The sequence below is a fragment of the Vibrio sp. SCSIO 43137 genome (genome assembly GCF_028201475.1).
Lineage (GTDB): Bacteria > Pseudomonadota > Gammaproteobacteria > Enterobacterales > Vibrionaceae > Vibrio.
This window is the reverse complement of sequence record NZ_CP116383.1, coordinates 3,072,061-3,098,493: the sequence shown is the minus strand read 5'-3', so window position 1 is coordinate 3,098,493 and position 26,433 is coordinate 3,072,061. Positions and strand designations below refer to the sequence as shown.

The 26,433-nt window shown below is 46.9% G+C and carries 22 protein-coding genes; 10 read left to right on the top strand and 12 right to left on the bottom strand.

Features of this window, described 5'->3' with window-relative positions; genetic code table 11:
• Positions 1–49 precede the first annotated feature (49 nt).
• From rraA to priA, 7 genes are all read right to left on the bottom strand, one after another.
• Positions 50–586 carry a ribonuclease E activity regulator RraA gene (rraA, locus tag PK654_RS14530; RefSeq protein WP_271696665.1) on the bottom strand — a complete coding sequence of 179 codons (537 nt, stop codon included), beginning with the start codon at positions 584–586 and terminating at the stop codon, positions 50–52.
• Positions 587–663: 77 nt separating this feature from the next.
• A complete protein-coding gene (locus tag PK654_RS14525) occupies positions 664–1,581 on the bottom strand; it encodes a 1,4-dihydroxy-2-naphthoate polyprenyltransferase (RefSeq protein WP_271696664.1) in 918 nt (305 codons plus the stop codon).
• A gap of 135 nt (positions 1,582–1,716) precedes the next feature.
• Positions 1,717–3,051 carry an HslU--HslV peptidase ATPase subunit gene (gene hslU, locus PK654_RS14520; protein WP_271696663.1) on the bottom strand — a complete coding sequence of 445 codons (1,335 nt, stop codon included), beginning with the start codon at positions 3,049–3,051 and terminating at the stop codon, positions 1,717–1,719.
• A 16-nt stretch (positions 3,052–3,067) separates the two neighbouring features.
• Complete coding sequence (gene hslV, locus PK654_RS14515; RefSeq protein WP_271696662.1) at positions 3,068–3,601, bottom strand: ATP-dependent protease subunit HslV; 534 nt, start codon at positions 3,599–3,601, stop codon at positions 3,068–3,070.
• Between the two features lie 177 nt (positions 3,602–3,778).
• Entirely contained in the window at positions 3,779–4,318 is a 540-nt protein-coding gene (locus tag PK654_RS14510) for an SPOR domain-containing protein (protein WP_271696661.1), read from the bottom strand.
• Between the two features lie 105 nt (positions 4,319–4,423).
• Positions 4,424–5,428, bottom strand: coding sequence for a DNA-binding transcriptional regulator CytR (cytR, locus tag PK654_RS14505; protein ID WP_271696660.1), 1,005 nt, complete (start codon positions 5,426–5,428; stop codon positions 4,424–4,426).
• A 171-nt stretch (positions 5,429–5,599) separates the two neighbouring features.
• On the bottom strand, positions 5,600–7,801 hold the full coding sequence (gene priA / locus PK654_RS14500; RefSeq protein WP_271696659.1) for a primosomal protein N': 2,202 nt from the start codon (positions 7,799–7,801) through the stop codon (positions 5,600–5,602).
• Between the two features lie 334 nt (positions 7,802–8,135).
• Here priA and rpmE point away from each other — a divergent pair, with 334 nt between their 5' ends.
• Positions 8,136–8,354, top strand: coding sequence for a 50S ribosomal protein L31 (rpmE, locus tag PK654_RS14495; RefSeq protein WP_271696658.1), 219 nt, complete (start codon positions 8,136–8,138; stop codon positions 8,352–8,354).
• 166 nt (positions 8,355–8,520) lie between these two features.
• The gene (locus PK654_RS14490; protein ID WP_271696657.1) at positions 8,521–9,780 is read left to right on the top strand and encodes a malic enzyme-like NAD(P)-binding protein; all 1,260 of its coding nucleotides are present in this window, start codon (positions 8,521–8,523) and stop codon (positions 9,778–9,780) included.
• Positions 9,781–9,847: 67 nt separating this feature from the next.
• Here the strand turns inward: PK654_RS14490 and metJ are convergent, their stop codons facing one another.
• Positions 9,848–10,168: a met regulon transcriptional regulator MetJ gene (gene metJ / locus PK654_RS14485; protein ID WP_271696656.1), complete on the bottom strand. Its 321-nt coding sequence runs from the start codon at positions 10,166–10,168 to the stop codon at positions 9,848–9,850.
• A 192-nt stretch (positions 10,169–10,360) separates the two neighbouring features.
• Between metJ and PK654_RS14480 the strand changes: the two genes are divergently transcribed.
• The 3 genes from PK654_RS14480 (at position 10,361) to metF (ending at position 15,056) form a co-directional block, all read left to right on the top strand.
• Positions 10,361–11,527: an O-succinylhomoserine (thiol)-lyase gene (locus PK654_RS14480; protein WP_271696655.1), complete on the top strand. Its 1,167-nt coding sequence runs from the start codon at positions 10,361–10,363 to the stop codon at positions 11,525–11,527.
• Entirely contained in the window at positions 11,527–13,932 is a 2,406-nt protein-coding gene (locus PK654_RS14475) for a bifunctional aspartate kinase/homoserine dehydrogenase II (protein ID WP_271696654.1), read from the top strand. Before PK654_RS14480 ends, PK654_RS14475 begins: the two co-directional genes overlap by 1 nt.
• Positions 13,933–14,171: 239 nt before the next feature.
• Positions 14,172–15,056, top strand: a complete 885-nt coding sequence (gene metF / locus PK654_RS14470; RefSeq protein ID WP_271696653.1) for a methylenetetrahydrofolate reductase — start codon at positions 14,172–14,174, stop codon at positions 15,054–15,056.
• A gap of 160 nt (positions 15,057–15,216) precedes the next feature.
• Here metF and PK654_RS14465 read toward each other — a convergent pair whose 3' ends face one another.
• The 3 genes from PK654_RS14465 to argE all read right to left on the bottom strand — a co-directional run bounded on the left by PK654_RS14465 (position 15,217) and on the right by argE (position 20,152).
• Positions 15,217–15,756, bottom strand: a complete 540-nt coding sequence (locus PK654_RS14465) for a PadR family transcriptional regulator (RefSeq protein WP_271696652.1) — start codon at positions 15,754–15,756, stop codon at positions 15,217–15,219.
• Between the two features lie 366 nt (positions 15,757–16,122).
• Complete coding sequence (gene ppc / locus PK654_RS14460; RefSeq protein ID WP_271696651.1) at positions 16,123–18,756, bottom strand: phosphoenolpyruvate carboxylase; 2,634 nt, start codon at positions 18,754–18,756, stop codon at positions 16,123–16,125.
• 259 nt (positions 18,757–19,015) lie between these two features.
• Positions 19,016–20,152 carry an acetylornithine deacetylase gene (gene argE / locus PK654_RS14455; protein WP_271696650.1) on the bottom strand — a complete coding sequence of 379 codons (1,137 nt, stop codon included), beginning with the start codon at positions 20,150–20,152 and terminating at the stop codon, positions 19,016–19,018.
• 156 nt (positions 20,153–20,308) lie between these two features.
• Between argE and argC the strand changes: the two genes are divergently transcribed.
• The 4 genes from argC to argH all read left to right on the top strand — a co-directional run bounded on the left by argC (position 20,309) and on the right by argH (position 25,369).
• Positions 20,309–21,313 (top strand): N-acetyl-gamma-glutamyl-phosphate reductase, encoded by a 1,005-nt coding sequence (argC, locus tag PK654_RS14450; RefSeq protein ID WP_271696649.1) that lies wholly within the window; start codon positions 20,309–20,311, stop codon positions 21,311–21,313.
• A gap of 9 nt (positions 21,314–21,322) precedes the next feature.
• On the top strand, positions 21,323–22,111 hold the full coding sequence (gene argB / locus PK654_RS14445; protein WP_271696648.1) for an acetylglutamate kinase: 789 nt from the start codon (positions 21,323–21,325) through the stop codon (positions 22,109–22,111).
• Between the two features lie 94 nt (positions 22,112–22,205).
• Positions 22,206–23,417 (top strand): argininosuccinate synthase, encoded by a 1,212-nt coding sequence (locus PK654_RS14440; RefSeq protein ID WP_271696647.1) that lies wholly within the window; start codon positions 22,206–22,208, stop codon positions 23,415–23,417.
• A gap of 83 nt (positions 23,418–23,500) precedes the next feature.
• Positions 23,501–25,369 carry an argininosuccinate lyase gene (gene argH / locus PK654_RS14435; RefSeq protein ID WP_271696646.1) on the top strand — a complete coding sequence of 623 codons (1,869 nt, stop codon included), beginning with the start codon at positions 23,501–23,503 and terminating at the stop codon, positions 25,367–25,369.
• 245 nt (positions 25,370–25,614) lie between these two features.
• Here argH and PK654_RS14430 read toward each other — a convergent pair whose 3' ends face one another.
• Positions 25,615–25,866, bottom strand: a complete 252-nt coding sequence (locus PK654_RS14430) for a DUF3624 domain-containing protein (RefSeq protein ID WP_271696645.1) — start codon at positions 25,864–25,866, stop codon at positions 25,615–25,617.
• A 228-nt stretch (positions 25,867–26,094) separates the two neighbouring features.
• Between PK654_RS14430 and PK654_RS14425 the strand changes: the two genes are divergently transcribed.
• Entirely contained in the window at positions 26,095–26,385 is a 291-nt protein-coding gene (locus PK654_RS14425) for a co-chaperone GroES (RefSeq protein WP_271696644.1), read from the top strand.
• Positions 26,386–26,433: the final 48 nt, after the last annotated feature.

Sequence of the window (26,433 nt, the reverse complement as noted above, 5' to 3'; positions counted from 1 at the left end):
AGACCCACAGAGCGTTTTATTGCTCAATGGGTCTCAACAGATTAACTGATTAATCTTCTTGTTCCGGAATAGGCTCGTATTCGTCTTCATCCTGCGAGTCTATTTCTGTATCCAGAGGTTCCTGAGAAAGAATGATGCCGGTATTGTCGGCATATAAGTAATCTTCAGGGAGGAAGGTTACACCGCCAAAATTAACCGGAACATCGATCTCACCAATCTCTTGTTTCGCCGCACCAACCGGAATGGATGCCAGAGCCTGAATACCGATACTCATATCTTCCAGTTCATCAACTTCGCGGATACAGCCGTAGACGACGATACCTTCCCATTCATTCTCTTCAGCAAGTACAGCTAGCTCAGCATCAATAAGGGCTTTTCTTAATGAGCCGCCGCCATCAATAAGAAGTACCCGGCCGTTACCATCCTCTTCAAGAACAGAGCGGATCAGCCCGTTATCTTCAAAACATTTAACGGTAGTGATTTGACCTGCGAAAGATGCACAACCCCCGAAATTACTGAACATGGGCTCAACGACATCAACCTGATCAAGGTAAATATCACAAAGGGCAGAAGTGTTATATTCCATACGCATCATCTTCTATCGGCAAATTAATATTTTAAAAGTATATCTTCTGATAGTGCCATTGCAATGATACGGCTCAATTATCTGGTCAGAGTTTGAGCCACAACTACCAGTGAAAACAAAATGTTAGTAATAGATGCACACTTCACAATGGTTGGCATCATAGGCGCAATCAGAACCGGAGAGCTTGATTCCAGCACTTCACGGCCGTGTTTGAACAGGGTGATTGCCGACAAGAAAAACGGCACCATAATCCAGACGGTTGTGGAATGCGTGTAGAGATAAAACACGAAAGAACAAAATGCCAGACCGATAAGTAGTATGTGGTAATACTTGGCTGATTGCTGTCCGAGACGCACGGCAACAGTCCGCTTGCCACAGGCTTCATCATTCTCTATATCGCGCATATTGTTGATGTTTAGCACGGCAACGGCCAGTAGACCGCAACCAACGGCCGGAACCAGTATATCGGTATCAAGTAAGCCGGTATGGAGGAAGTAGGTTCCGCCAACGCCGAGCAGGCCAAAAAAGATAAATACCGAAAGATCACCTAGCCCGACATAGCCATAGGGTTTGCTGCCCATGGTATAGGCGATTGAGCTGAGAATAGCCAGCAGCCCCAAACCGATAAAGGCTAAAATGTTCGACAAACTGTCCAGCGAATAGAAAATAAGTGCCAGGCCGGAAAACATGGTCAGCACAATATTGATGATTATGGCTTTCTTCATCTCTGAAGCTGAAACGGCGCCCGATTGCAGTGCACGGGTTGGCCCCAGACGATCGTCATTATCTGTGCCTTTTTCCGCATCGCCATAGTCATTGGCAAGATTGGATAATATTTGCAGGAAGATGGCAGTCACTAAAGCCAGAATGGTAATGGCAAAGGAAAAGCGGCCGCTTGCGTACGCCAGACTGCTGCCTGTGGTGATTGAGACAAGCGCCAGTGGCAGAGTTTTCGGTCTTACGGCATCTAGCCAGATTGCTATGGACTGCTTCATGAAATTGTTTACCTCGGTTTGACCAAGGAAGTATATCAATTGTGCAGATAATAAAAAGCCCACCTACTTTGTGTGGGTGGACTTTATGATTTGTCTATACGAAAAATGCCACTGTTAAATGACAATTCTCTCTTTTTACAGAATAAAGCGGCTTAGATCTTCATCTTCTACGAAGTCACCCAGACGCTCTTTCACGTAGGCCTGGTCGATTACCAGCTTACTACCCGGTTTATCAGTAGCTTCGAAAGAGATCTCATCCATCAGACGTTCCATCACTGTATGCAGACGACGTGCACCAATATTTTCAGTGGTTTCGTTTACCTGCCACGCAGCGTCGGCAATCTGGTTAATGCCATCTTCTGAAAACTCAATGTCTACTTCTTCTGTCTTCATCAGGGCGATGTATTGCTCTGTCAGAGAGGCTTTCGGCTCAGTCAGGATACGTTTGAAGTCGTCACTGGTCAGTGCTTCTAGCTCTACACGAATAGGCAGACGACCCTGAAGTTCCGGGATCAGATCAGAAGGTTTAGCAACCTGAAACGCACCAGAGGTGATAAACAAGATATGGTCTGTTTTTACCATACCGTGTTTGGTTGAAATTGTGCTGCCTTCGATCAGTGGCAGAAGGTCTCTCTGTACCCCTTCACGTGATACATCCGGGCCAGAGCTTTCGCCGCGCTTACAGATTTTGTCTATCTCATCGATAAACACAATGCCGTTGTTCTCTACATTGTAGATAGCCTGCTCTTTCAGCTCTTCCTGATTAACCAGTTTGGCCGCTTCTTCTTCCGTCAATGCTTTGAAAGCATCTTTGATTTTCATCTTACGGTTCTTTTTGGTGTTTCCGGCAAGGTTCTGGAACATACCCTGAAGCTGATTGGTCATCTCTTCCATGCCCGGAGGCGCCATAATTTCAACACCCATTTGCGGAGCTGCGACATCGACTTCGATCTCTTTGTCGTCCAGCTTTCCTTCACGCAGTTTTTTACGGAAGATCTGACGGGTATTAGAGTTGTCTTCAGCAGGTTGTTCATTCTGACCCCATGCATCACGTGCCGGAGGTAGAAGGGCATCAAGAACACGTTCTTCAGCTTGTTCTTCCGCGCGGAACTTCACTTTCTCCATCGCCTGCTGATGAGTCATTTTGACTGCCACATCGGTCAGGTCACGGATAATGGTTTCAACTTCTTTACCTACATAACCCACTTCGGTGAACTTAGTCGCTTCTACCTTGATAAAAGGCGCATTTGCCAGTTTAGCCAGTCTGCGGGCGATTTCTGTTTTACCCACACCAGTCGGGCCGATCATAAGGATGTTTTTAGGTGATACTTCAACCCGCAGGCTCTCTTCAAGCTGCATACGACGCCAGCGGTTTCTCAGGGCGATAGCAACAGAACGCTTTGCCTGATCCTGGCCAATAATATGTCGGTTAAGTTCGTGAACGATTTCACGTGGAGTCATTTCAGACATGGTTATTCCTTAATTCTTATTCTGCTGCGATGTCGAGTTCTTCAATCGTGTGATGGTGATTGGTAAACACACAGATGTCACCGGCGATTTTCAGAGACTTTTCTGCAATTTCGCGCGCGTCTAATTCAGTATTTTCAAGCAGGGCGGTTGCTGCTGCCTGGGCAAAATTACCGCCGGAGCCGATTGCGATAAGGTCATGTTCCGGCTGCACTACATCACCGTTACCGGTAATGATAAGAGAGGCTGTTTCATCGGCTACGGCCAGCAGAGCTTCTAGTTTGCGAAGTGCCCGGTCGCTACGCCAGTCTTTTGCCAGCTCTACAGCCGCTTTGGTCAGATGGCCCTGATGCATTTGCAGCTTACTTTCAAAGCGTTCAAAGAGGGTAAAGGCATCGGCAGTACCACCGGCAAAGCCTGCCAGTACTTTATTGTTGTACAGGCGGCGCACTTTTTTTGCATTGCCTTTCATTACGGTATTGCCCAGAGAGACTTGCCCGTCACCAGCGATAACCACTTTATTATCACGGCGTACAGATACTATGGTAGTCACGAATCAGACCTCTTCATTTTATTCATATGATTTGAGGAATATATAAGGCTGGAACAGGAAGAATTCAAGGACAAGATAGGATCTTTATTGGAACTTATCTTGTCCTTAAAGGGCTTACAGACTAGTGCTGTGGAAAAATCAGTGCTTAATTTGCTACTCAGCAGAGGAGGAGAGGGTTTATTGCTGTTCTTTCCAGATAGCACAAGGTTCGATTTTAGCTTTTTGTAGCTTATGTCGATCCCGCTCAGCCTCACGTTTAAGAGCATAAGGACCAAGAACGACTCGGTACCAGTTGCTGCCTTCTTTTTTACGGATCTTACTGCTGATGCCCTGAAAAGCGATATTGACCTTACGCTCTTCCGCTTGCTGCAGGTTTTTAAAGGCTCCGCACTGCATAATATACGGAATGTCTGAAACTACCTGTTGCTTGGCTTCGACCTTTACTTCCTTGTTTGGAAGGGTCTTTACATATTCCCACTTCTCTTCAGGCGGAGGCGGCAAGGCCTTTTTCTCAGCAGGCTTAGTTGGTTTTGTGTTTTTCTTTACCGTTGTCTTCGGCGGCTCAGGGTCTTGATTAAGTATATAGAGCCCATAGCCAAATCCGCTTACAAGAAGTAAAGCAAGTACACCCGCTTTCCATGGGAAACCGGAGGATCTTTTGCGGGCAGGTTTTTTACGCGACCCTTGCCCTCTTTTTACATAATCTCTATTTGCCACACTTACAATTCACTGAAACGGAAACTGGCAACATGGTAATGCAGAAAGCGCCTTTAACACAATCCATCACGACCTTATGTGCCAGTTTAGTTTAAAGCAAAGAACCTAAATTCTCGGCGGAGCTGCACTGTTACGAACTACCAGCTTAGTTTCAAGCAGGCGTGAACCCGCTCTGACATCGCGCCCTTTTAGTAACTCAAGCATCATCAACATCGCCTGACGACCAATTTCATACCTTGGCTGAGATATAGTCGTTAACGGCGGATCACAATACTGAGAGAACTGAATATCATCAAAGCCGACAATAGAGAGATCTTGCGGAATACGCAGGCCAAGCTTTTTTGCCTGCTGAATGGCGCCAATGGCCATCATGTCGTTGTGACAGAAGATGGCAGTAGGAGGCTCCGGCAGAGAAAGTAGTTTTTTCAGCGCTTTAGCACCGCCTTCAAAAGAGAAGTCACTATTGATGCAGTAGGCGGCATTCATTGTCTGCCCTGCCCGACGAAGAGCCTGTTGATAGCCCTGAAAACGGAACTGACAGAGCGCAGCCTCTTCCGGGCCGGAGATCTGGGCGATTCGTTTGTGGCCCATCTGGGTCAGATAGTTAACCGCTTCAAAAGCAGAAGTCAGGTTATCAATATGCACAGTCGGAAGCTCAAGTTCAGGCGCGTATTCACAGGCCATCACCAACGGAGGCAGGTTTTTCTGCTCTGGTTTACTGACATCAAAAGGAAGGTCAGTACCCAGCAGTAGCATGCCGTCGGCTTGCTTAGTAAATACCAGGTTGATAAATGAGCTTTCACGTTTGCGCTGTTGGCCACTGTCGCCAAGCAGAACCAGATAGCCATTTTCCAATGCTGCGTCTTCAATTCCGCGGATGATCTCTGTGAAGTAGGGGTCACAGATATCGGGAACAATCGTAACAATGGTCTTAGATTCATTTCTTCGCAGATTTCTTGCGAGGGAGTTAGGGGAATAACCAGCTTCCAAAACAGCGTCTTCAACTCGTTTACGGGTAGACGCAGATACTTTCTCAGGGTTCATTAACGCTCTGGATACAGTGGCGGTCGACACCCCTGCAAGCTGGGCAACATCCTTCATTGTCGCCATAAATTTAACCTCTTCCAGACAATTGGATTTAATTTAATAGTAATTATTCTTGTAGTGTATTCATTAAAGCCGGAATAAATTACGGGTAATGTAACAAAACTTGCATAGTATATGTGATTTCGGTCACAGTGATGAATATATTTGTGTTAAGGACAACGTTTTCGTCTGCAACTAACTGAGATCTTGTGGCTCAACATCTAGAGACCAGCGTACTTTTTTAGCCAGTGGCAGTAGTTGTATAGCTGCCCGTGCGCTGTGCAGAAGTTTCTGCATTGTGCTTCTGTTTGAGGTTTGCAGCAGCAGTTGCCAACGGGATTTACCGGCTCTTTTTGCCATAGGGGCAGGGGTTGGCCCAAGAACCATGGTATGAGGGTCAAACAGTGGATTGGCCTCAATGGTCTGACGAACCTGACGAAGAAAATCTTCCACCAGTTTTGAGTTACTCGCCTCTGCCCGGAACAGGGTCAGGTAAGTATAAGGCGGCAGATAGGCCTGCTTTCGTTCCGTTAGTGCCGTCAGGGCAAAATGGTGATAATCCTTATTGAGCAGAGCTTGCAGCAGGGGATGCTCAGGGTGATGGGTTTGTAATATCACTTCCCCGGGCTTACTTGCCCTTCCTGCCCGGCCGGCAACCTGTATAAAGAGCTGAGCTAGCCGCTCTGAAGCGCGGAAATCACTGCTGTAGAGAGAGCCGTCGACATCCAGTAACCCAACCAAAGTAACATCGGGAAAATGGTGCCCTTTAGCCAGCATCTGGGTACCAATCAGAATTTGGTACTCTTTGTTCTTAATGGCGTTAAGAGCGTTCTCCAGACTTCCTTTTCTTCGCGTACTGTCTCTGTCTATACGTATGGTTTTGTATTCGGGGAACAGGTGCTCCAGTTGGGTTTCCAACTGCTCGGTACCAACGCCCATAGTGACCAGATGGTTTGAGTTACAGTTGTGACAGTGGTGAATTACCGGCTTTTGCGAACCACAATGATGACAGCGAATCTCCTGACTATTGTGGTGATAGGTATAGTAGGCATCGCATCGCTGACAATCGGCAATCCAGCCGCAGTCGTGACACATAAGTGCCGGAGAGTATCCTCTGCGGTTAAGAAAAAGCATCACCTGATTACCCGCATCTAAATGCTGACGCATTTCAGCAATCAGAGGGGCTGATAGGCCACTTTCCAGATAGAGGCCTTTAACGTCCAGCACTTTATAAGTGGCCGGTACGGCATTACCTGCTCTTTGTGTCAGGGTCAGGTGATGATATTTACCGCTAAGGGCATTTTGCAGAGATTCTAATGCCGGAGTGGCAGAGCCGAGAACAATAGGGATATTCTCTTTATGAGCGCGCATAATGGCGACATCTCTGGCGTGATAGCGCAGAGAGTCCTGCTGCTTGTATGAGGAGTCGTGCTCTTCATCAACAATAATAATCCCCAGAGATTTAAAAGGGGTAAACAGGGCGGATCGGGTACCTATAATGATGCCGGCTTCTGCTTCTCTGGCTGAGAGCCATGCATTAAGTTTTTCCGTTTCATTCAGGCCGGAGTGAATCACTTCTACTGGAACATCAAAGCGCCGTTTAAAACGGTTTATCGTCTGAGGGGTTAAACCGATTTCAGGAACCAGCACCAGTGCCTGCTGCCCTTTTTCCAGTACAGGCTTAATCAGGTTCAGATAAACCTCGGTTTTGCCCGAACCCGTCACACCTTCCAGCAGGTTACAGCTAAACTCGCTCTGGCTATTAATAGTGGCGATTGCAACGGCCTGCTCTTCGTTGAGCCTGGGGGTATCCATTTCGCTCTGTACGGCTGCCGGCCAGCTTTTTCTGCTGAATTTTTTCTCAGAAGAGATTACCCAGCCTTTCTCTTCCAGTTTTTTCAAAAGAGTGCCGTCTATATCTTCATCCAGCAGTTGTTGGTGAGATCTTGTCCCATCAGCAAGAGCTCGTATCGCTTTTTCCTGTTTTACAGCCCTGCCAAAGCCGAGCATTAACTGGTTTTTTCCTGCTTCCGTTAGCTGCCACTCCACAACAGAGGCAAAACTGGCCTGTTTGCCTTTCCTTAATGCACCGGGAAGGGCATTAGAGAACACTTCCCCTAACGGATGTTGATAGAACTGACTGCACCACACCAGCAACTGGTGCAGTTTGTCCGGCCATACCGGCTCAAAATCAAGAACAGATTTAATGGGTTTAAGTTTATCGAGGGGAAAGTCAGAGCTGTTAACCATGGCTGTGACAATACCCACCAGAGTCTGTCGTCCGAAAGGAACAGAAACCCTGCCTCCGATAACCGGAAACTGGTTCGCCTGAATTTTATAATCAAACGTTTTATCCAGTGGTACGGGCAGTGATACCTGTGCAATAGTCGGGCGCATAAACTTTAATCGGGAGCATGAGATAAAGAGGCGGTTAGTTTAGTTGAAGCGGGCTGAAAATACGAGATATGCTGATGTATCTGCCAAATAACGGTGTGCGGAGTACCATGCATGGCTTTATGCGTGTTTCTGTCCGCTGTCTGCCAAAGTGGCGTATATGGCACATGTGTTATTTAGTTGGTGAAAAAAAACTCAAATAGGTTGATCCCGACGCCGGTATTCTTTAATATACGCCGCCTTAATGGTGTGGTAAAAACCGCACTGATTTTTGAACACACGTGTGGTGTCCGGCTTAGAATCGGATAGCGACACGGCCTATATATGAGGTTTTCCCATGAAAGCAGGTATCCATCCTGAGTACAAAGCAGTTAAAGCAACTTGTTCTTGCGGCAACTCTTTCGAATTTAACTCTACTCTAGGTAAAGATTCTATCCACCTGGACGTATGTGACAAGTGCCACCCATTCTACACTGGTAAGCAGCGTATCGTTGATACTGGTGGTCGTGTTGATCGCTTCAACAAGCGTTTCGGTGCACTTTCAAGCAAAAAATAATAGCAATATTATTACCGAATGCAGAAAAGGACGCTCAGGCGTCCTTTTTTCGTTTCTGCCGTAAGAAAATTTTTCATCTATTTACTTTATTTCTATGAAGATTTAACAACTTCTACTAGAATTTGATCTCCCTACAATCTGTTTACACTCTCTGGAAATACACATTATGCCCGAAGACAATCCTCAAGAAGCATTTCGTCAAAAAGCACTTCAATATCACGCTCATCCGGTAGCGGGAAAGATCTCTGTAGAACTTACTAAGCCAGCTGATTCAGTCGAGGACTTAGCATTGGCCTATAGCCCGGGAGTGGCAGAGCCGGTGCGCGAAATTGCTCAGGATGTAAATAACGTTTATAAGTACACAGCTAAGGGAAATATGGTGGCTGTTATCTCTAACGGTACCGCTATTCTGGGATTGGGTAACCTGGGACCGATGGCATCCAAGCCGGTAATGGAAGGTAAGGCGCTGCTGTTCAAACGTTTTGCCGGGCTGGATTCAATTGATATTCAGGTAAAACACAGAACCATCGACGAGTTTGTTGATACGGTAGCAAATATTGCCGATACCTTTGGCGGTATTAATCTGGAAGATATTAAAGCGCCGGATTGCTTTGAGATTGAACGTCGTCTGATCGAGCGTTGTGATGTACCTGTGTTCCATGATGACCAACACGGTACTGCCATTGTGACTGCGGCGGGTATGCTCAATGCCATTGAACTACAAGGAAAGACACTTTGCGAGTCAACCATCGTCTGTCTGGGTGCCGGTGCAGCGGCAACTGCGTGTATGGAACTGCTGATTAAGTGTGGTGCACAGCGTGAAAAAATCTATATGCTGGATCGCAAAGGGGTGATTCATACCCGTCGTGAAGATCTGACTGAGCACAAGAAGCACTTTGCCAACAATACCGATAAGAGAACCCTTGAAGAGGTGATTTCCGGAGCTGACCTTTTCTTGGGTGTATCGGGACCAGACCTGCTGCCGGAAGAGGCGCTGGCACTGATGGCGGATAAGCCAGTTGTATTTGCCTGTTCAAACCCGGATCCAGAGATTAAACCTGAATTGGCGCATAAGGTGCGTGATGATCTTATTATGGGCACCGGTCGTTCAGACTATCCGAATCAGGTGAACAATGTTATCTGCTTCCCGTTCCTGTTCCGTGGTGCACTGGATGTCAGGGCGAGTGAAATTAATATTGAAATGAAACTGGCAGCCGTTGAAGCGATTCGCCAACTGGCCAAAGAGCCGGTGCCACAAGAAGTTAAACAAGCTGCCGGTGTAAAAGAGCTGGAGTTTGGTAAAGAGTATATTATTCCTAAGCCAATGGATCCGCGTCTGTTGCCTCGCGTGGCTAAAGCCGTTGCCATTGCCGCGGTTGAGTCCGGAGTCGCGCGGATTGATCTGCCGGAAAACTACATGGAATAAAGCCGTTCTGCTTTACAAAAAAAGGTCAGCCTGTGAGCTGACCTTTTTGCATTTTGTGGCTTAGACTTTACTCTTCGTCAAAGGCTTCGAACTCGATGCCCATCTCTGTCATCATAGTCTTAGCTTCAGTCGGTATATCGTCCGGGCGATCTTTTCTTAGATCTTCGTCAGTCGGAAGCGGCTGACCTGTATAGGCGTGCAGAAAGGCCTCGCACAGCAGTTCACTGTTTGTGGCATGGCGAAGGTTATTGATCTGGCGACGGGTACGTTCATCGGTTAATACCTTAAGAACCTTTAAAGGGATAGAGACAGTGATTTTTTTCACCTGCTCACTCTTTTTTCCATGTTCAGCATAAGGACTAATATAGTCGCCGTTCCAGTCTGCCATTGCGCACCTTTCATCAAAGAAATTAGTAATAAATAGTTATAGGTGGGGATTCTAGCGGGATTTACCGCCATAAGCAAAGATATATGGACGTCTAGAAGTATTGACGTCTGCTTTTCTTGTTAGTAAAGTGCTGTCTGTCAAATAAACTATAGTTATCTGGTAGCAGTAGCAAAGAGAAAGGAAGTTCATCTTATGACAAAACGGAAACCAGCGACGATTGCTGTTCGCACAGGCATTGAATCAGACACCCAGCACCACGCTGTCGTTCCGCCCATTTATCTGTCAACCAATTATAGTTTCCCCAGTTTCGGTGATGTTCCTAAATATGATTATACCCGTTCAGGAAATCCTAACCGCGGTTTGCTGGAACAAGCCCTTTATGAACTGGAATCCGGTAAGGGTGCGGTGGTCACCAACTGCGGTACCTCTGCATTGAACCTTTTGGTCTCTGCCTTTTTAGGGCCGGATGATCTGATAGTTGCTCCTCACGACTGCTATGGCGGTACTTATCGCCTGTTTAATACCAGAGCTCAGAAAGGTGATTTTCAGGTCGCCTTTGTCGACCAGTCTGATTCTGCCGCTTTATCTGAAGCACTAAGCAGAAAGCCGAAGCTGGTATTACTGGAAACCCCTTCTAATCCTCTTGTACGGGTAGTGGATATTGAAGCCATTTGTCAGCAAGCCCATCAGCTTGGTGCTCTTGTTGCGGTCGACAATACCTTTTTGACACCCATATACCAAAAGCCTCTTGAACTGGGCGCAGACTTTGTTATTCACTCTACCACTAAGTACATTAACGGTCATTCCGACGTTATCGGTGGTGTGGTGATAACGAAATCAGAGCAGCATGCCGAAGAGCTGGCGTGGTGGGGCAACTGCATTGGTGCAACGGGAACACCATTCGACAGCTATATGACTTTAAGGGGAGTCAGGACACTTGGCGCAAGAATGCGCATACATGAAGAGAGTTCACTGGCGATTCTTAGTTACCTTCATCAGCAGAAGCATGTAGCAACAATTTATCACCCCAGCCTGCCTGATCATCCGGGACACGCTATTGCCAAAAAGCAGCAAACGGGATTTGGTTCCATGCTCAGCTTTGAGTTCAATGGCTCATTTGAACAACTGAAAACCTTTGTCGGTGCCCTGAAACTTTTCTCTCTGGCGGAGTCTCTTGGTGGGGTTGAAAGCCTGATTTGCCACCCGGCATCAATGACCCATAGAGCGATGGGAGAGGCTGCACTGGAAGAAGCCGGTATTTCTCAGAATCTGCTTAGATTGTCCGTTGGTCTGGAAGACAGTGACGACTTAATTGATGACCTGAAACAGGCATTTGCTTCATTAGAGGGAGGTGAGTAATGAGCCACCTTCGTCAGTTACACAAGTTTGGTGGTAGCAGTCTGGCAGACCCGGAATGCTACCGCAGGGTAGTTACCATTCTGTCTGAGTATTCTGAACAAGACGACCTTATCGTAGTTTCAGCCGCAGGCGATACCACCAACCGGCTATATGAGTGGCTGGATGCCCTGAAAAAAGATGGCCGGATAGCCCATGAACTACTTACAGAACTGCGTCAGTTCCAGAGCGGGCTGATTGAGGCGCTGGTTACAGAGCCGCAAGCCTTGTTGCAACAGCTTAACAGTGAGATGGCAGCACTCGGTGAACTGATGGCGCCATTAACGGAGGCTCAGTCTGCCGATGTTCTTGGTCATGGTGAAGTGTGGTCGGCACGTCTTTTAACGGCTCTGTTAAATCAGAGTAGTCTCGATGCCGCCATGCTTGATTCAAGAAACTTACTGCGTGCAGAGCGGTGTACACAGCCGGAAGTCGATTTTTCCCGTTCACGTTCTCTTATCAGGCAGGAGTTGGTTCAGCACCAGCACAGAAGGCTGGTCATCACCGGTTTTATGGCGCGAAACTCACAAGAGGAGACCGTGCTACTGGGAAGAAACGGCTCAGATTACTCAGCTACGGTTATCGGAGCCTTGTCGGATGCGGCAAGAGTGACAATCTGGAGTGATGTTGACGGAGTTTATAGTGCTGACCCGCGTAAGGTGAACGACGCCTGTCTGTTGCCGCTGTTGCGTCTTGATGAAGCCAGTGAACTGGCAAGACTGGCAGCACCTGTACTGCATAGCAGAACACTTCAGCCCGTTGCCCAGAGTTCAATGAACCTTGACCTGAGATGCAGTTATCAGCCTGAGTCTGGTTCAACCCGCATTGAACGGGTTCTGGCATCAGGGAGAGGGGCGAAGATCATCACTTCTCTGGATGAAGTACTTATTATCGAGCTGGATCTTGGTCATGCTCATGATTTTGCAAGGGCGCAGGAGCATATATTGAATAGCCTTGCCCGGGCACAGCTTCAGCCTCTTGCCTTTAATACTCAGCCGGATCAGGGGGAAATTCAGCTTGCCTATACTGCAGAAGTGGCTGGCGGGGCGTTGGAATTTTTGCAGGATGCCGCTATTGACGGTGATATTCGCCTTAAAGAGGGCTACTCCCTTGTTGCAGCAGTGGGAGCCGGTGTCAGTAATAACCCGATCCATACCCACGGTTTCTATCAGCAACTGAAGAATGCACCTGTAGAGTTTATCTGTGAGGCGGAGTCCGGACTGAGCCTTGCCGCTGTATTAAGAAAAACCGATACCTGTCAACTGGTTCAGGGAATTCATACACAGCTGTTTCAGGCGCAAAAACGTGTGGGGCTGGTATTGTGCGGTAAAGGCAATATCGGTGCCAGCTGGCTGGAACTGTTTGCAGAGCAGAAAGCCGGACTGGAAAAACGTCGCGGAATGAGTTTTGACCTGATAGGGGTTGTTACCAGCCGCTCTTACTGCCTCAACTACGACGGTTTAGATCTCGCTACAATTACAGACCGGTATCATGATGAGGCGATTGAACACGGTGGCCATGAGTGGATAGAGAAGCTCTCCCATCAGCAGGAATACGATGAAATTATTGTATTGGATGTCACGGCCAGTAAAGAGATTTCACTGAAATATCCCGAGATAGCAGAAAAAGGTTTTCACCTTATCTCTGCCAATAAGGTTGCCGGCTCAGCCTCCGGTGAGTTTTATGACAGAGTTCAGAACGCCTTTAGCAAAACCGGCAGGCACTGGTTCTACAACGCAACTGTAGGAGCAGGGTTACCGGTAAACCATACCGTAAGAGATCTACATGAGAGTGGTGATGAGGTTCTGGCTTTATCGGGTATATTCTCCGGCACTCTTTCATGGCTGTTCCAGCAGTTTGACGGCAGTGTGCCTTTCAGTGAACTAATGGAACTGGCTTGGCAGCAGGGGCTGACAGAGCCGGATCCCCGCTCTGATCTTGATGGCTCTGATGTGATGAGAAAGCTGGTAATTCTGGCGCGTGAGTCAGGCCTTAAGATTGAGCCGGAGAACGTAAAAGTTGAATCACTGGTGCCTGAGGAGCTCAAAGAGCTCTCTCTGGATGAGTTCTTTGATCAGGGAGCTTTACTGAGCTCGATTCTGGCTGAACGTCTGGCGAAAGCACAGAAAGAGGAGAAGGTACTGCGTTACGTTGCCCGGCTGGAGAAGAATGGAGAGGCGACGGTAGGAATTGAAGCGCTGAACAGTGACCATGCATTGGCGAATCTGCTGCCGTGTGACAACATTTTCGCTATTGAAAGTGTCTGGTATAAGGACAATCCTCTGGTTATTCGCGGACCGGGCGCCGGAAGGGCAGTGACTGCCGGAGCGATTCAGTCAGACATCAACAGGCTTTCTGCCCTGTTCTGATGGTGTCACCTGCCGGCTTAAGCCGTTTTGAGCCGGCATTTCTATCGATAAGTTAACGCTTTTATCCTCTAATCTCTTCTACACTCTATTGTTGAACTAACCTTATATTCAACATGAACAAATCTCATGATCAATAGGTTGACAATGATCACAATTCAATTCATTCTACAGACATATGGACGTCTAAACGTCAATTGTCAGCCACTTAGAGTTTTAACTATCCGGTAAGGGAGTACGCCATGAGTTACACACATGCCAGCTATCTGGATGCACTGAATCAGAACATTGCAGAGCTAGGAAACATCAACGTCTCTTTTGAGTTTTTCCCTCCGAGCAGTGAGAAGATGGAAGAGACTCTGTGGAACTCAGTTCACCGCCTTAAAACCCTTCAGCCTAAGTTTGTCTCGGTAACCTATGGTGCTAACTCTGGCGAACGTGACCGGACCCATTCCATTATCAAAGAGATAAAAGATCAAACCGGGCTGGTGGCTGCCCCACATCTGACTTGCATTGATGCCAGCAGAGAAGAGCTTATCGATATTGCCGATGACTACTGGCAGAACGGAATTAAGAATATTGTTGCCCTGAGAGGGGATATTCCTCCGGGCGGTGGTAAACCTGAAATGTACGCTTCGGATCTGGTGATGCTGCTTAAAAAACAACATGACTTTGATATCTCTGTAGCGGCTTTTCCTGAAGTACATCCTGAAGCGAAAAGCGCACAGGCAGATCTGCTTAACCTGAAACGAAAAGTGGATGCCGGAGCTAACCGGGCAATCACCCAGTTCTTCTTTGATGTAGAAAGCTATCTGAGATTCAGGGATCGCTGTGTGTCTGCCGGAATTGATGTAGAGATTGTTCCGGGAATACTGCCAGTATCTAACTTTAAACAGGCGTCCCGCTTTGCCCAGACTAATCAGGTAAAAATTCCCGGCTGGATGGCACAGCAGTTTGAGGGTTTAGATGATGATCCTATGACGCGTCAGCTTCTGGGTGCCAGTCAGGCCATTGATATGGTGAGAATACTGAGTAGGGAAGGCGTAAAGGATTTTCACTTCTATACATTGAATCGTGCTGAGATGACTTACGCACTTTGCCATACACTAGGTGTAAGGCCTAGCTAATATACCCAAGTCACTTCAAGATGCTTTTTCAGCGAGAGTTTATTGGCTTCTGATCAAGGCACTGATTTGAAGCCATAGTCATTCTACAGAGAGAAATAACTGTTACGGAATAAAGCCTTTATACAACAGGCTCTATTCCGTAACCTTTAGAGGCTGGCGATTAGCCCATACTTACCAGTTCAGACTGAACTTCTTCTGCCCAGCTAACCCACGCTTCGCGTAAAACCATGTTACGACGAAGTGTTAGTCGCTCAAGACGGGCAGACTTATCCAACTGAGCCGGATTAGCATATTGGTTCGCCTCGATCTCTTTGTAGTGTTTGATGAGTTGCTTAGACTCTTCGATCAGTGCCGCAACCTGCTCTTTAAAAGAAGCCGTTGGTTCAATAGCACAAGCCATCAGCTTGGCACTGAACTCATCGCGGACTGTAGGTTGGGTTGTTGGCTGTTCAAACCACTCACCAAGCGCTTTTCTGCCACTTTCAGTAATGGAATAAACCTTACGATCCGGTTTACCTTCCTGAGGCTGCAGTACGCATGTGACCAGCTCATTTTGAGCCATTTTGTTTAGCTCTCTGTATACTTGCTGGTGGCTCGCCTTCCAGAAGTATCCGATGCTGTAAGAAAACTCTTTAGTTATGTCGTATCCGGTAGCATCACGAGTGCTAAGAACGGTTAGGATTACGTGTGGTAATGACATGTCTTAAATCCAATAAAAGTAAATTGTAAAACTTATTGTTTATCTGCATGTGTGCTTCTATGTCACTGATACGTTTGCAGTATAAACAGAACCAATCCAAATCTTTTCAGATGGTCATATCACCTTCACGTTAGCCGTTTATCACCTAGGGAGTGAAAGAGGTTTCCTCTTTCTGTTTCCGTGCTTTTATAAGTGTAGTCGAAATTATCAGCACGAAGGGGCATAAGCATATCATTAAATATGAGCATGAAAATGGCAGCTCGTGGCATTTTGTCTCAAAAAAGATAATAGCCTCACATAAGTGAGGCTATTTTGGTGTTTTATTCCTAATATAATGGATATATGTCCATTATGCAGAATAATTATCTAGCCGGTGTTGCGCATACCAGCTGCAATTCCGGCAATAGTTACCATAAGTGCTTCTTCCAGTTCCGCAGAAGCGGTCTCTGACTGACGGGTTCTGTACAACAGTTCAGCCTGAAGAATATTCATTGGCAGAACATAGACATTTCGCAGCTTGATGGACTCAAGTCCCCACGGGTTACTCTGCATCAGGTTCTCGTTGTTCTCCACATTCAGAACGGTCTTGATATCGCTCTGTAGCTGTTCTCTCAGCTTGTCGCCAAGGCGCCACAGAGATTTATCAGTCAGTCGCTGATCATAGTAACGGGAGATCTCAATGTTGGCTTTTGAGTAAACCATTTCAAGCATACCAAGACGGGTTGAGAAGAAAGGCCATTCACGGCACATCTCTTCCAGCAGGCTTTGGTGGCCTTTATCAATCGAGTACTGAATGGATTCACCCGCACCCAGCCAGGCAGGAAGTACCAGTCTGTTCTGGCTCCATGAGAAAATCCACGGGATTGCTCTCAGGCTCTCAACGCCACCCTTAGGGTTTCGTTTTGACGGACGGGAACCAAGAGGAAGTTTACCCAGCTCTTGTTCCGGCGTTGCTGCCCTGAAGTAAGGCACAAAATCCGGCTCTCCGCGTACCACATTCCTGTATGACTCACAGGAAACCTCAGAAAGCACTTCCATCAGATCACGCCACTCTTGTTTTGGCTCCGGTGGCGGCAGCAGGTTAGCTTCCAGAATAGCACTGGCGTAAAGGTTAAAGCTGTTTACCGCCACGTCTGGAAGGCCAAGCTTAAAGCGGATCATTTCACCCTGTTCAGTTACACGCAGGCCGCCTTTCAGGCTCTTCGGTGGCTGAGACAGTAGTGCGGCGTGAGCAGGAGCACCACCACGGCCAACAGTACCTCCACGGCCGTGGAACAGAGTCAGTTCGATACCGGCCTGTTCACACACTTCAACCAGAGATTCCATGGCACTGTACTGAGCCCAGCCTGCCGACATAACACCGGCATCTTTTGCTGAATCAGAGTAGCCAATCATCACCATCTGATGCCCCTGAATAAAGCCGCGGTACCAGTCTATAGCCAGTAGCTGCTTAATAACCGCTTCAGAGTTATTCAAATCATCAAGGGTTTCAAACAGCGGACATACATCCATACGGAAACGACATCCGGACTCTTGCAGTATCAGGTGTACTGCCAGAACATCGGACGCTGTCTTAGCCATAGAGATAACATAAGAACCAAAGGCCTCACGGGATTGACCGGCAATTGTCCTACAGGTGTCTAAAACCTCCTGAACCTGTTCAGAAGGTTGCCAGTCACGCGGAAGAAGCGGACGTTTTGAACCTAGTTCTTTCACTAAGAAGGCAATTTTGTCCTGTTCGCTCCAGTGGTTGTAGTCACCGATACCCAGATAGCGGGTAAGCTCTGAGAGTACGTCAGCATGACGGGGACTCTCCTGACGGATATCCAGACGCACTAAGTGAACACCGAAGGCTTTAACGCGACGAAGAGTATCCAGCAATGAGCCGTCAGCGATGACACCCATACCACATTCATGCAGAGACTTATAACAAGCGTGCAGAGGAAGCCACAACTGATCGATATCGGTCAGGATTGCTTTGTTTGGTACTTCCCTGCCATTGATCTTGGCATCCAGTACGTCCAGCGTATCGATAAGCAGGGTACGGATCTCTTTCAGGATGGCACGGTAAGGTTCGTGCGCCTCTCCGGCCAGTTCGCGTAGCTCAGGGGTACAGTTGATCATTGAGAGTTCGCTGACCAACTCCTGAATATCCTGAAGATAGAGGTCGGCAGCCTTCCAGCGGGAAAGGTGCAGAACTTCATGAGTAATCTCGTGGGTTACAAACGGGTTGCCGTCTCTGTCGCCACCCATCCACGAGGAGAAGTGAACCGGGCGGGCATCAATTGGCAGGCCTTCACCCAGATAGTCTGTTACTCTGTCATTAAACTCCCTGAGAAAATCAGGTACTGCTTTCCATAAAGAGTTTTCTACAACGGCAAAACCCCACTTAGCTTCGTCCAGCGGAGAAGGGCGCTCTTTACGCATATCATCTGAGTGCCATGACTGAGCAATAAGCTGCTCCAGACGGCGCTCGTTTTTCGCTCTCTCTTTGGCGGACAGATCCGTCAGTTCCAGCTGTGATAAGCAGCGGTTAATTTTAACCAGTTTATTGATCATGGTCCGGCGGGCAATTTCTGTCGGGTGCGCCGTCAGAACCAGTTCGATATTAAGATCCCTTACCGCTTGTGCTGTGTCCAGCTTGCTTATTTCATTGCCGGTAAGTTTTGAGAATAGTGTATTGATGGCGTCTGGTTCACAGACATGTGCATCGCAATGGCGTGAGATGGTGTGGTATTGCTCAGCGATATTAGTCAGATTAAGAAACTGGTTAAATGCCCGCGCAACCGGGTTCAGCTCTTCATCAGATAAGGTTGAGATCTCTTTAATTAAAGCTTCTCTGGCCTGAGTATCGTTCTCTCTTTCCGCTGATTTGGAAAGCTGACGTATTACCTCAACCTTTTGCAGAATTTCTTCACCATGTGCGTGTTTAATGGTGTTGCCAAGCAGTTGGCCCAGCATGCGCACATTTCCCTTTAAAGCAGAGTATTGCTCATTCATTCTTGTCCTGCCTCGTAATTAAATTACATTGTCATTTCCTTGATAAGAGGACAATCTAGCGAATTTTTCTATGCTGAGTCAAATAAAGACAAGGAGAGACGACAATTTATCCACTTTATTTGACTTTGCTCATTTGCTAATCGTTTTCCTCTCGATTTTTGAAATTAAATTTCAAAATGCACTGTTTTTTGACCAGTCTGTTTAAATGAAATGGCAAAAATCAGGCTCTGCCAGAGCCTGAAATCTGTTGCAACACCAGTTAGAAACAGTAGTTGTTAATTGCCTTTTTGACTATCTCTGTGGTGGGTTTTATATAGTCGAATGAGAGGTACTCATCTGGCTGATGAGCCTGTTCAATAGAGCCGGGGCCTAACACCAGTGTCGGGCAAAGCTGCTGTAGAAACGGCGCTTCAGTACAGTAATTCACGGTTTCTGATTTGCTTTCACATAGGGTTTCCATTCCGGTAATAAACGGATGTTCCTTCTGGCATTCATAACCAGGAATAGGTTCATGCAGAGGCGTGATGGATATTCTGTCCGGCCATTTGGCTTCCAGCTCTTTTAAGGCATTTCTCAGCATGTTGTTCAGGCTGTCGAGGCTGATCCCCGGCAGCGGCCTGACATCATAATGAAGCTCGCAGCAACCACAAATACGGTTGGCGCTGTCACCGCCATGAATATGGCCAAGGTTGAGTGTTGGTGAAGGTATGGCAAACCCGGGATGATGGTACTCTTTAATCAACTTGTCCCTTAACTGCATAAGGGCAAACAGCACTTCGTGCATAATTTCAATGGCATTGACACCAAGTGAGGGATCAGAAGAGTGGCCAGATTTCCCTGTAACACGGACAGCGTTCGCTACATGCCCTTTATGGCCACGGACGGGAACAAGGCTGGTGGGTTCGCCGATAATACAGTAGTCAGGCTTTATCTCAGTATTGTCGGTAAAGTGTCTGGCACCCAGCATGGTTGTCTCTTCATCACAGGTGGCCAGTATATAGAGAGGTTTTGACTGATTATTCCAATCTATCTGTTTCACAGCCTCAATAATAAAAGCAAAAAAGCCTTTCATATCGGCTGTGCCTAAACCGTAAAAACGGTTATTTGCTTCTGTGAGCGAGTGAGGATTGAAATTCCAGCGTCCTTCATCAAAGGGAACCGTATCCGTATGACCCGCCAGTAGCAGGCCTCCTTCGCCGCTGCCCTTCTTTGCCAGCAGATTGCATTTTCCCTGAGCCACCTGTTCAACATCGACGCTAAAACCTAAGTCCTTAAGCCAGTTAGCTAAAAGGTGAATGACTTCGCTATTTCCTTCGTCCCAGCTTGCATCTGTTGAGCTGATGGAAGAGGTGGAAATCAGCTCTTTATACACATCGACAAAATTAGGTATTTTCATATTATCTTCACTTCCCCTATTGACAGATAAACCATAAGACGATAAAAAGCATATTAAATCATTATTTGTGAATAAAAAACCGAATAATGACGATTTTAAGGTATTAATAGTCACTTTAGTTTTTGCTTAATTTGTCTTTTGACTGGATGTAATGAGATGTTGAAAACCACGATTATCGGCGCTAGCGGTTATACAGGAGCAGAACTGGCTCTTTTAGTAACAAAACACCCTGATCTCAAGCTAGCAGGTTTGTACGTTTCTGCCAACAGCGCAGATGCAGGCAAACCAATGGCTGAGCTTCACGGCCAGCTGTCTGGTGTCGTGAACATGTCCGTAGAGCCTTTAACTGACCCGCAAGCCGTTGCAAAGAACACTGATATTGTATTTCTGGCTACCGCTCATGAAGTAAGCCATGACTTAGCAGCCACCTTTATTGATCAAGGCTGTCAGGTGTTCGATTTATCTGGTGCGTTCCGGGTACAAAAAGCAGGTTTTTATCCGCAATATTATGGTTTCGAGCATAAGTATTCAAAACTGCTGGATAAGGCGGTTTATGGATTAGCTGAGTGGAATGACCAGCAAATCGCTCAATCGGATCTGATTGCTGTGGCAGGTTGTTATCCGACAGCTTCACAACTGGCTATCAAGCCATTGTTAGAGATGAACTTTATCAACACACAGCAATGGCCTGTGATTAATGCGGTAAGCGGCGTGTCCGGAGCAGGGCGTAAAGCGAGCATGGTAAACAGTTTCTGCGAAGTGAGCCATCAGCCATACGGTCTGTTTAATCACCGTCATCAACCTGAGATCGCGACTCATCTTGGTTGCGATGTGATTTTTACTCCTCATCTGGGCAATTTTAAGCGTGGCATTCTGGCCACCATTACTATGAAGCTGGAAGACGGCATCACTCTCAGTGATGTGAATAGTGCTTTTGAAAAGGCTTATCAAAATCAGCCGGCTGTACGGCTTAAGTATCAGCAAATACCAAAAATTCAGGATGTGGAGCGTAGCCCCTTCTGTGATATCGGCTGGAAGGTAGAAAACCAGCATATCATAGTTGTGTCTGCTATCGACAACCTACTAAAAGGTGCATCGAGTCACGCGATGCAGTGTTTAAACATTCGTAACGGCTTTGAGCCGCTTACATCACTATTGTGAGAATGAATAATGACCGAGCAACTAAAACCATTAGTGATTAAGTTAGGCGGCGCAGCACTCTCCAGTACCGACACGCTGTGCAAACTTTTTCACGCAATTAAAGAGTATCAGCGACGAGCCAAGCGAGATTTGGTGATCGTACACGGTGGCGGCTATCTGGTGGATGATCTGATGAAGAAGCTGCAACTGGAAACCGTAAAGAAAAACGGCCTGAGGGTAACGCCTTATGAGCAAATTCCTGAAATCGCAGGTGCTCTGGCGGGAACGGCGAATAAGTTGCTTCAGGGAGAGGCAATTAAGAGTGGTATCAACGCTGTCGGCCTTTGCCTTGGTGATGGTGCTATGTGTTCAGTAACTGAGCTGGATGCTGAACTGGGTGCAGTAGGTAAAGCAGCTCCCGGTGACGCTAAAGTACTTCAGGCGATTCTGAATACCGGTGCTCTGCCAATTATCAGTTCAATCGGTCTGACCCATGAAGGCCAGCTTATGAACGTAAACGCCGATCAGGCGGCTGTAGCGGTAGCCGGAACTCTGGATGCTGAGTTGGTACTGCTATCTGACGTCAGCGGTGTTCTGGACGGAAAAGGCCATCTTCTGGTAAACCTGAATCAGCAACAAGCTGATGCCTTAATAGAGGGGAAAGTGATAACCGACGGGATGATCGTTAAGGTGCAGGCTGCTTTAGAAGCTGCCAATGACCTTGGCCGTCCTATCGAAGTCGCAACATGGCGATACCCTGAAAAATTAGCCGAACTCTTTTCAGGTAAAAGCATAGGTACACAGTTTTTACCTCAGTAAACGAATTTTAAACAGTAAATTGGATAACCAATAAACGGATTTTTACCCCGAGTAACTGACCGCCAGTGCAGTCCGGGATAGTAGGAGAAACACAATGAGTAAAGTACAAGTTAAAAAAGTAGTCGTAGCATATTCCGGCGGTCTGGATACATCAGTGATCATTCCATGGCTTAAAGAGAACTATGACTGTGAAGTGGTCGCTTTTGTTGCTGATGTCGGTCAGGGTGCAGAAGAGCTGGACGGTGTTGAAGAGAAGGCAATTGCTTCTGGTGCATCAGAAGTTTATGTTGCCGACCTGAAAGAGGAGATGGTTGCTGAGTATATTTATCCGTCACTGAAAACAGGTGCCGTTTATGAAGGTAAATATCTGCTGGGTACCTCAATGGCTCGTCCGATTATCGCCAAGGCTCAGGTAGAGTGCGCACGTAAAGTAGGCGCTGATGCCCTTGCTCACGGTTGTACCGGTAAAGGTAACGATCAGGTTCGTTTTGAGAGTGCTTTCGCAGCTCTTGCACCGGATCTACACGTAATTGCTCCTTGGCGTGAGTGGGATTTGGTCAGCCGTGAAGAGTGTCTGGATTACCTTGCAGAACGTAACATTCCTTGCTCAGCTTCGCTTACTAAGATTTACTCTCGTGATGCTAATGCATGGCATATCTCCACAGAAGGTGGCGTTCTGGAAGAGACATGGAACGCACCAAACGACGATTGCTGGGCATGGACAAACAGCCCGGAGCAGGCTCCAAATGAAGCGGAATATGTATCACTGAAAGTGGAAAAAGGTGAAATCACCGAAGTCGATGGTGAGAAAATGACACCATACAATGCGCTTATGTATCTGAACGATAAGGGTGCCAAGCACGGTATCGGCCGTATCGATATCGTAGAAAACCGTCTGGTAGGTATGAAGTCACGTGGCTGTTATGAAACTCCGGGTGGCACCATCATGATGGAAGCTCTACGTTCTGTTGAGCAACTGGTGCTGGATAAGAGCTCATATGAGTTCCGTGAAGAGTTAGGCATTAAAGCTGCGCACCTGATTTATGACGGTCGTTGGTTTACCCCTCTGTGTAAGTCAATTCTTGCAGCCACTGAAGAACTGGCGCAAGATGTCAACGGTGAAGTCGTTATCAAACTGTATAAAGGCCATGCGACAGCAACTCAGAAGCGTTCTGAAAACAGCCTTTACTGTGAACGTTTTGCTACCTTCGGTGAAGATGATGTTTATGACCAGAGCCATGCGGCCGGCTTTATTCGTCTTTACTCACTGGCCAGCAGAATTCGTACACTAAACTCACAAAAATAATATCAAGCTGCGTGGCACAGGCTGCGCAGCTCAATAAAAATTACCAGAAGCATCAGCAATACTAAGCGAGCAGGAGAGACATAATGGCATTATGGGGCGGAAGATTTACCCAGGCAGCAGACACTCGGTTTAAAGAATTCAACGATTCACTTCGATTCGATTACCGACTGGCTGAGCAGGACATTGTCGGCTCAATCGCTTGGTCGAAAGCTCTGCTTTCTGTTGGTGTACTGACTGAACAGGAGCAACAGAAACTGGAGTTGGCGCTGAATGAGCTTAAGCTGGAAGTGATGGAAGATCCTAAGCAGATCTTAGCGTCTGACGCAGAAGACATTCATAGCTGGGTTGAGCAACACCTTATCAGCAAGGTTGGTGATCTTGGCAAGAAGCTGCATACCGGTCGTTCCCGTAATGATCAGGTCGCAACTGACCTTAAGCTCTGGTGTCGTCAGCAGGGACAGCAACTGCTGATTGCCCTTGATCGTCTGCAAAACCATATGGTTGAAGTCGCTGCCATGCATCAGGATACGGTTCTGCCGGGTTATACCCACCTGCAAAGGGCACAACCGGTCACTTTTGCTCACTGGTGTCTTGCCTATGTAGAGATGTTTGAGCGTGACTATTCGCGCCTGAGTGATGCTATCCACCGGTTAGATACCTGCCCGTTAGGCTCTGGTGCCCTTGCAGGTACAGCTTATCCAATGGATCGTGAAGAGCTGGCTCATAACCTTGGCTTCCATTCTGCCACCCGTAACAGCCTTGATTCTGTTTCAGACAGAGACCATGTTATGGAACTGATGTCCGTTGCGTCTATCTCTATGCTGCACCTTTCCCGTATGGCAGAAGATATGATCTTCTATAACTCTGGTGAGTCTAACTTTATTGAGTTGGCTGATACGGTGACTTCAGGCTCTTCACTGATGCCACAGAAGAAGAACCCTGATGCGCTGGAGCTTATCCGTGGTAAGTGCGGAAGAGTTTACGGAGCCATGGCAGGCATGATGATGACGGTTAAAGCTCTGCCTCTTGCCTACAATAAGGATATGCAGGAAGACAAAGAAGGCCTGTTCGATGCACTGGATACATGGAATGAGTGCATGGAGATGGCGACACTCTGCTTTGAAGGCCTGAATGTAAATAAAGAGCGTACACTGGAAGCGGCAAAACAGGGCTATGCTAACGCCACTGAACTGGCAGACTATCTGGTTGCCAAAGGTATTCCGTTCCGTGAAGCTCACCATATTGTTGGTGTAGCAGTAGTGGGAGCCATTGAGAAAGGCTGTGCACTGGAAGAGCTTTCATTAGAAGAACTGCAGGCTTTCTCTTCAACCATTGAAGCGGATGTATACGATATTCTTACCATTGAATCTTGTCTTGAGAAGCGTTCAGCTCTGGGAGGTGTATCGCCTAAACAGGTTGAGTATGCGGTGAAACAAGCACAGCAACGTTTGAGCAAACGCGATACCTCCGGTGTGAAAGTACGTGGTGCCAGACTGACGGATATTGATACCCTTGAAAGCATGGTGACTTACGGAGCCAGTATTGGTGAGGTTCTGCCTATCTCCCGTAGTGAGATTAACCGTAGCATAGGTTCTTTTGCTGTAGTTGAGCATCAGGGAACAGTAACTGGTTGTGCTTCACTTTATGTTTATGACTCTGGTCTTGCTGAAATACGCTCACTAAGTGTTGAAGCTGGCTGGCATGATCAAAGTAGCGCCATCGTGCAGCACTTGATTGAGAAAGCCAAACAGATGGCGATTCAGAAAGTGTTTGTGCTGACCCGTACACCTGAGTTCTTTATGCGACAGGGCTTTATTCCGACCTCTAAGAGTCTGCTGCCGGAGAAAGTACTGAAAGACTGCGAACAGTGTCCGAGGATCCACGCTTGTGACGAAGTTGCTCTGGAGATCGAGCTTGGGGATCTTGCTATTGTTCGTGCGGGTGCGGCGTAAAGCTATGATATTTAGGAAATAAATAGTTAACCTTAAATATATTTAAAAAATTAAAGATCCTTTGGGAACATTATCGGGAAAAGGCGGTCTTATTAAGTACCACTGCTTTTTCTTAGATGAATCTAAGAAAGCCCCTGACCAAGATTGGTTTAGGGGCTTTTTTCTTTTTGCTCTGTTTTCACTTCCTTTACAAGCGGTTATCTCCTGAATCAAATTAAGTTTGTTTAACTATATTTATAGTTCATCTACTTTTTGTTTCTCTTTCGCATTGGAAAAACCACAAAGCGAAACCAGAGATGAAGGAATAGCAGAGTATTAAAGGCGAAACCGGCAAAGATCAAAGCAATGGATTCTACGCTCTTAGGATCTTCCCTGAACACAAACCACCATACCACCCAGCACAGCACAGAAAGTGTGGTCAGTTGATCCATACACCGCTTACAACGACCTATCTTTTGCCAGAACCAGTGATTGCCGTTACAGAACTTACAAGCCATTCTAAATCCGAAAAATTTGTTATCTGCCGATATTCTGAACCAGAGTGAAATTAAGCGCAATTCGCACAAGTCACTCAGCTCTGTGTCTGCAAAGTAAAAAAAGAGATTTCATTCACAAAAAAAACCTTACTCCCCCCTTGGGATCTTCTATTGCGCCCCCACATCACTCTCACAAGCTGATAAATCAGCACAATCTATTAATTAAATCTAAATCAGGAGAGACGACCGATGAATATTCGTCCTTTACATGACCGTGTTATCGTTGAACGCCAGGAAGTTGAATCTAAATCTGCAGGCGGCATCGTTCTGACTGGTTCTGCTGCTGAGAAATCTACTCGCGGTACTGTGTTAGCTGTTGGCAAAGGCCGTATTCTGGAAAACGGTACTGTTATGCCACTTGACGTAAAAGTAGGCGACACAGTGATCTTTGCTGAAGGCTACGGTACTAAGACTGAGAAGATCGACGGTAAAGAAGTACTGGTAATGTCTGAAAATGACATCATGGCAATTGTTGAATAATAGTAAGCGTTAAGACATTCACTCTTAAACGACAAACTAAAGTAGAAA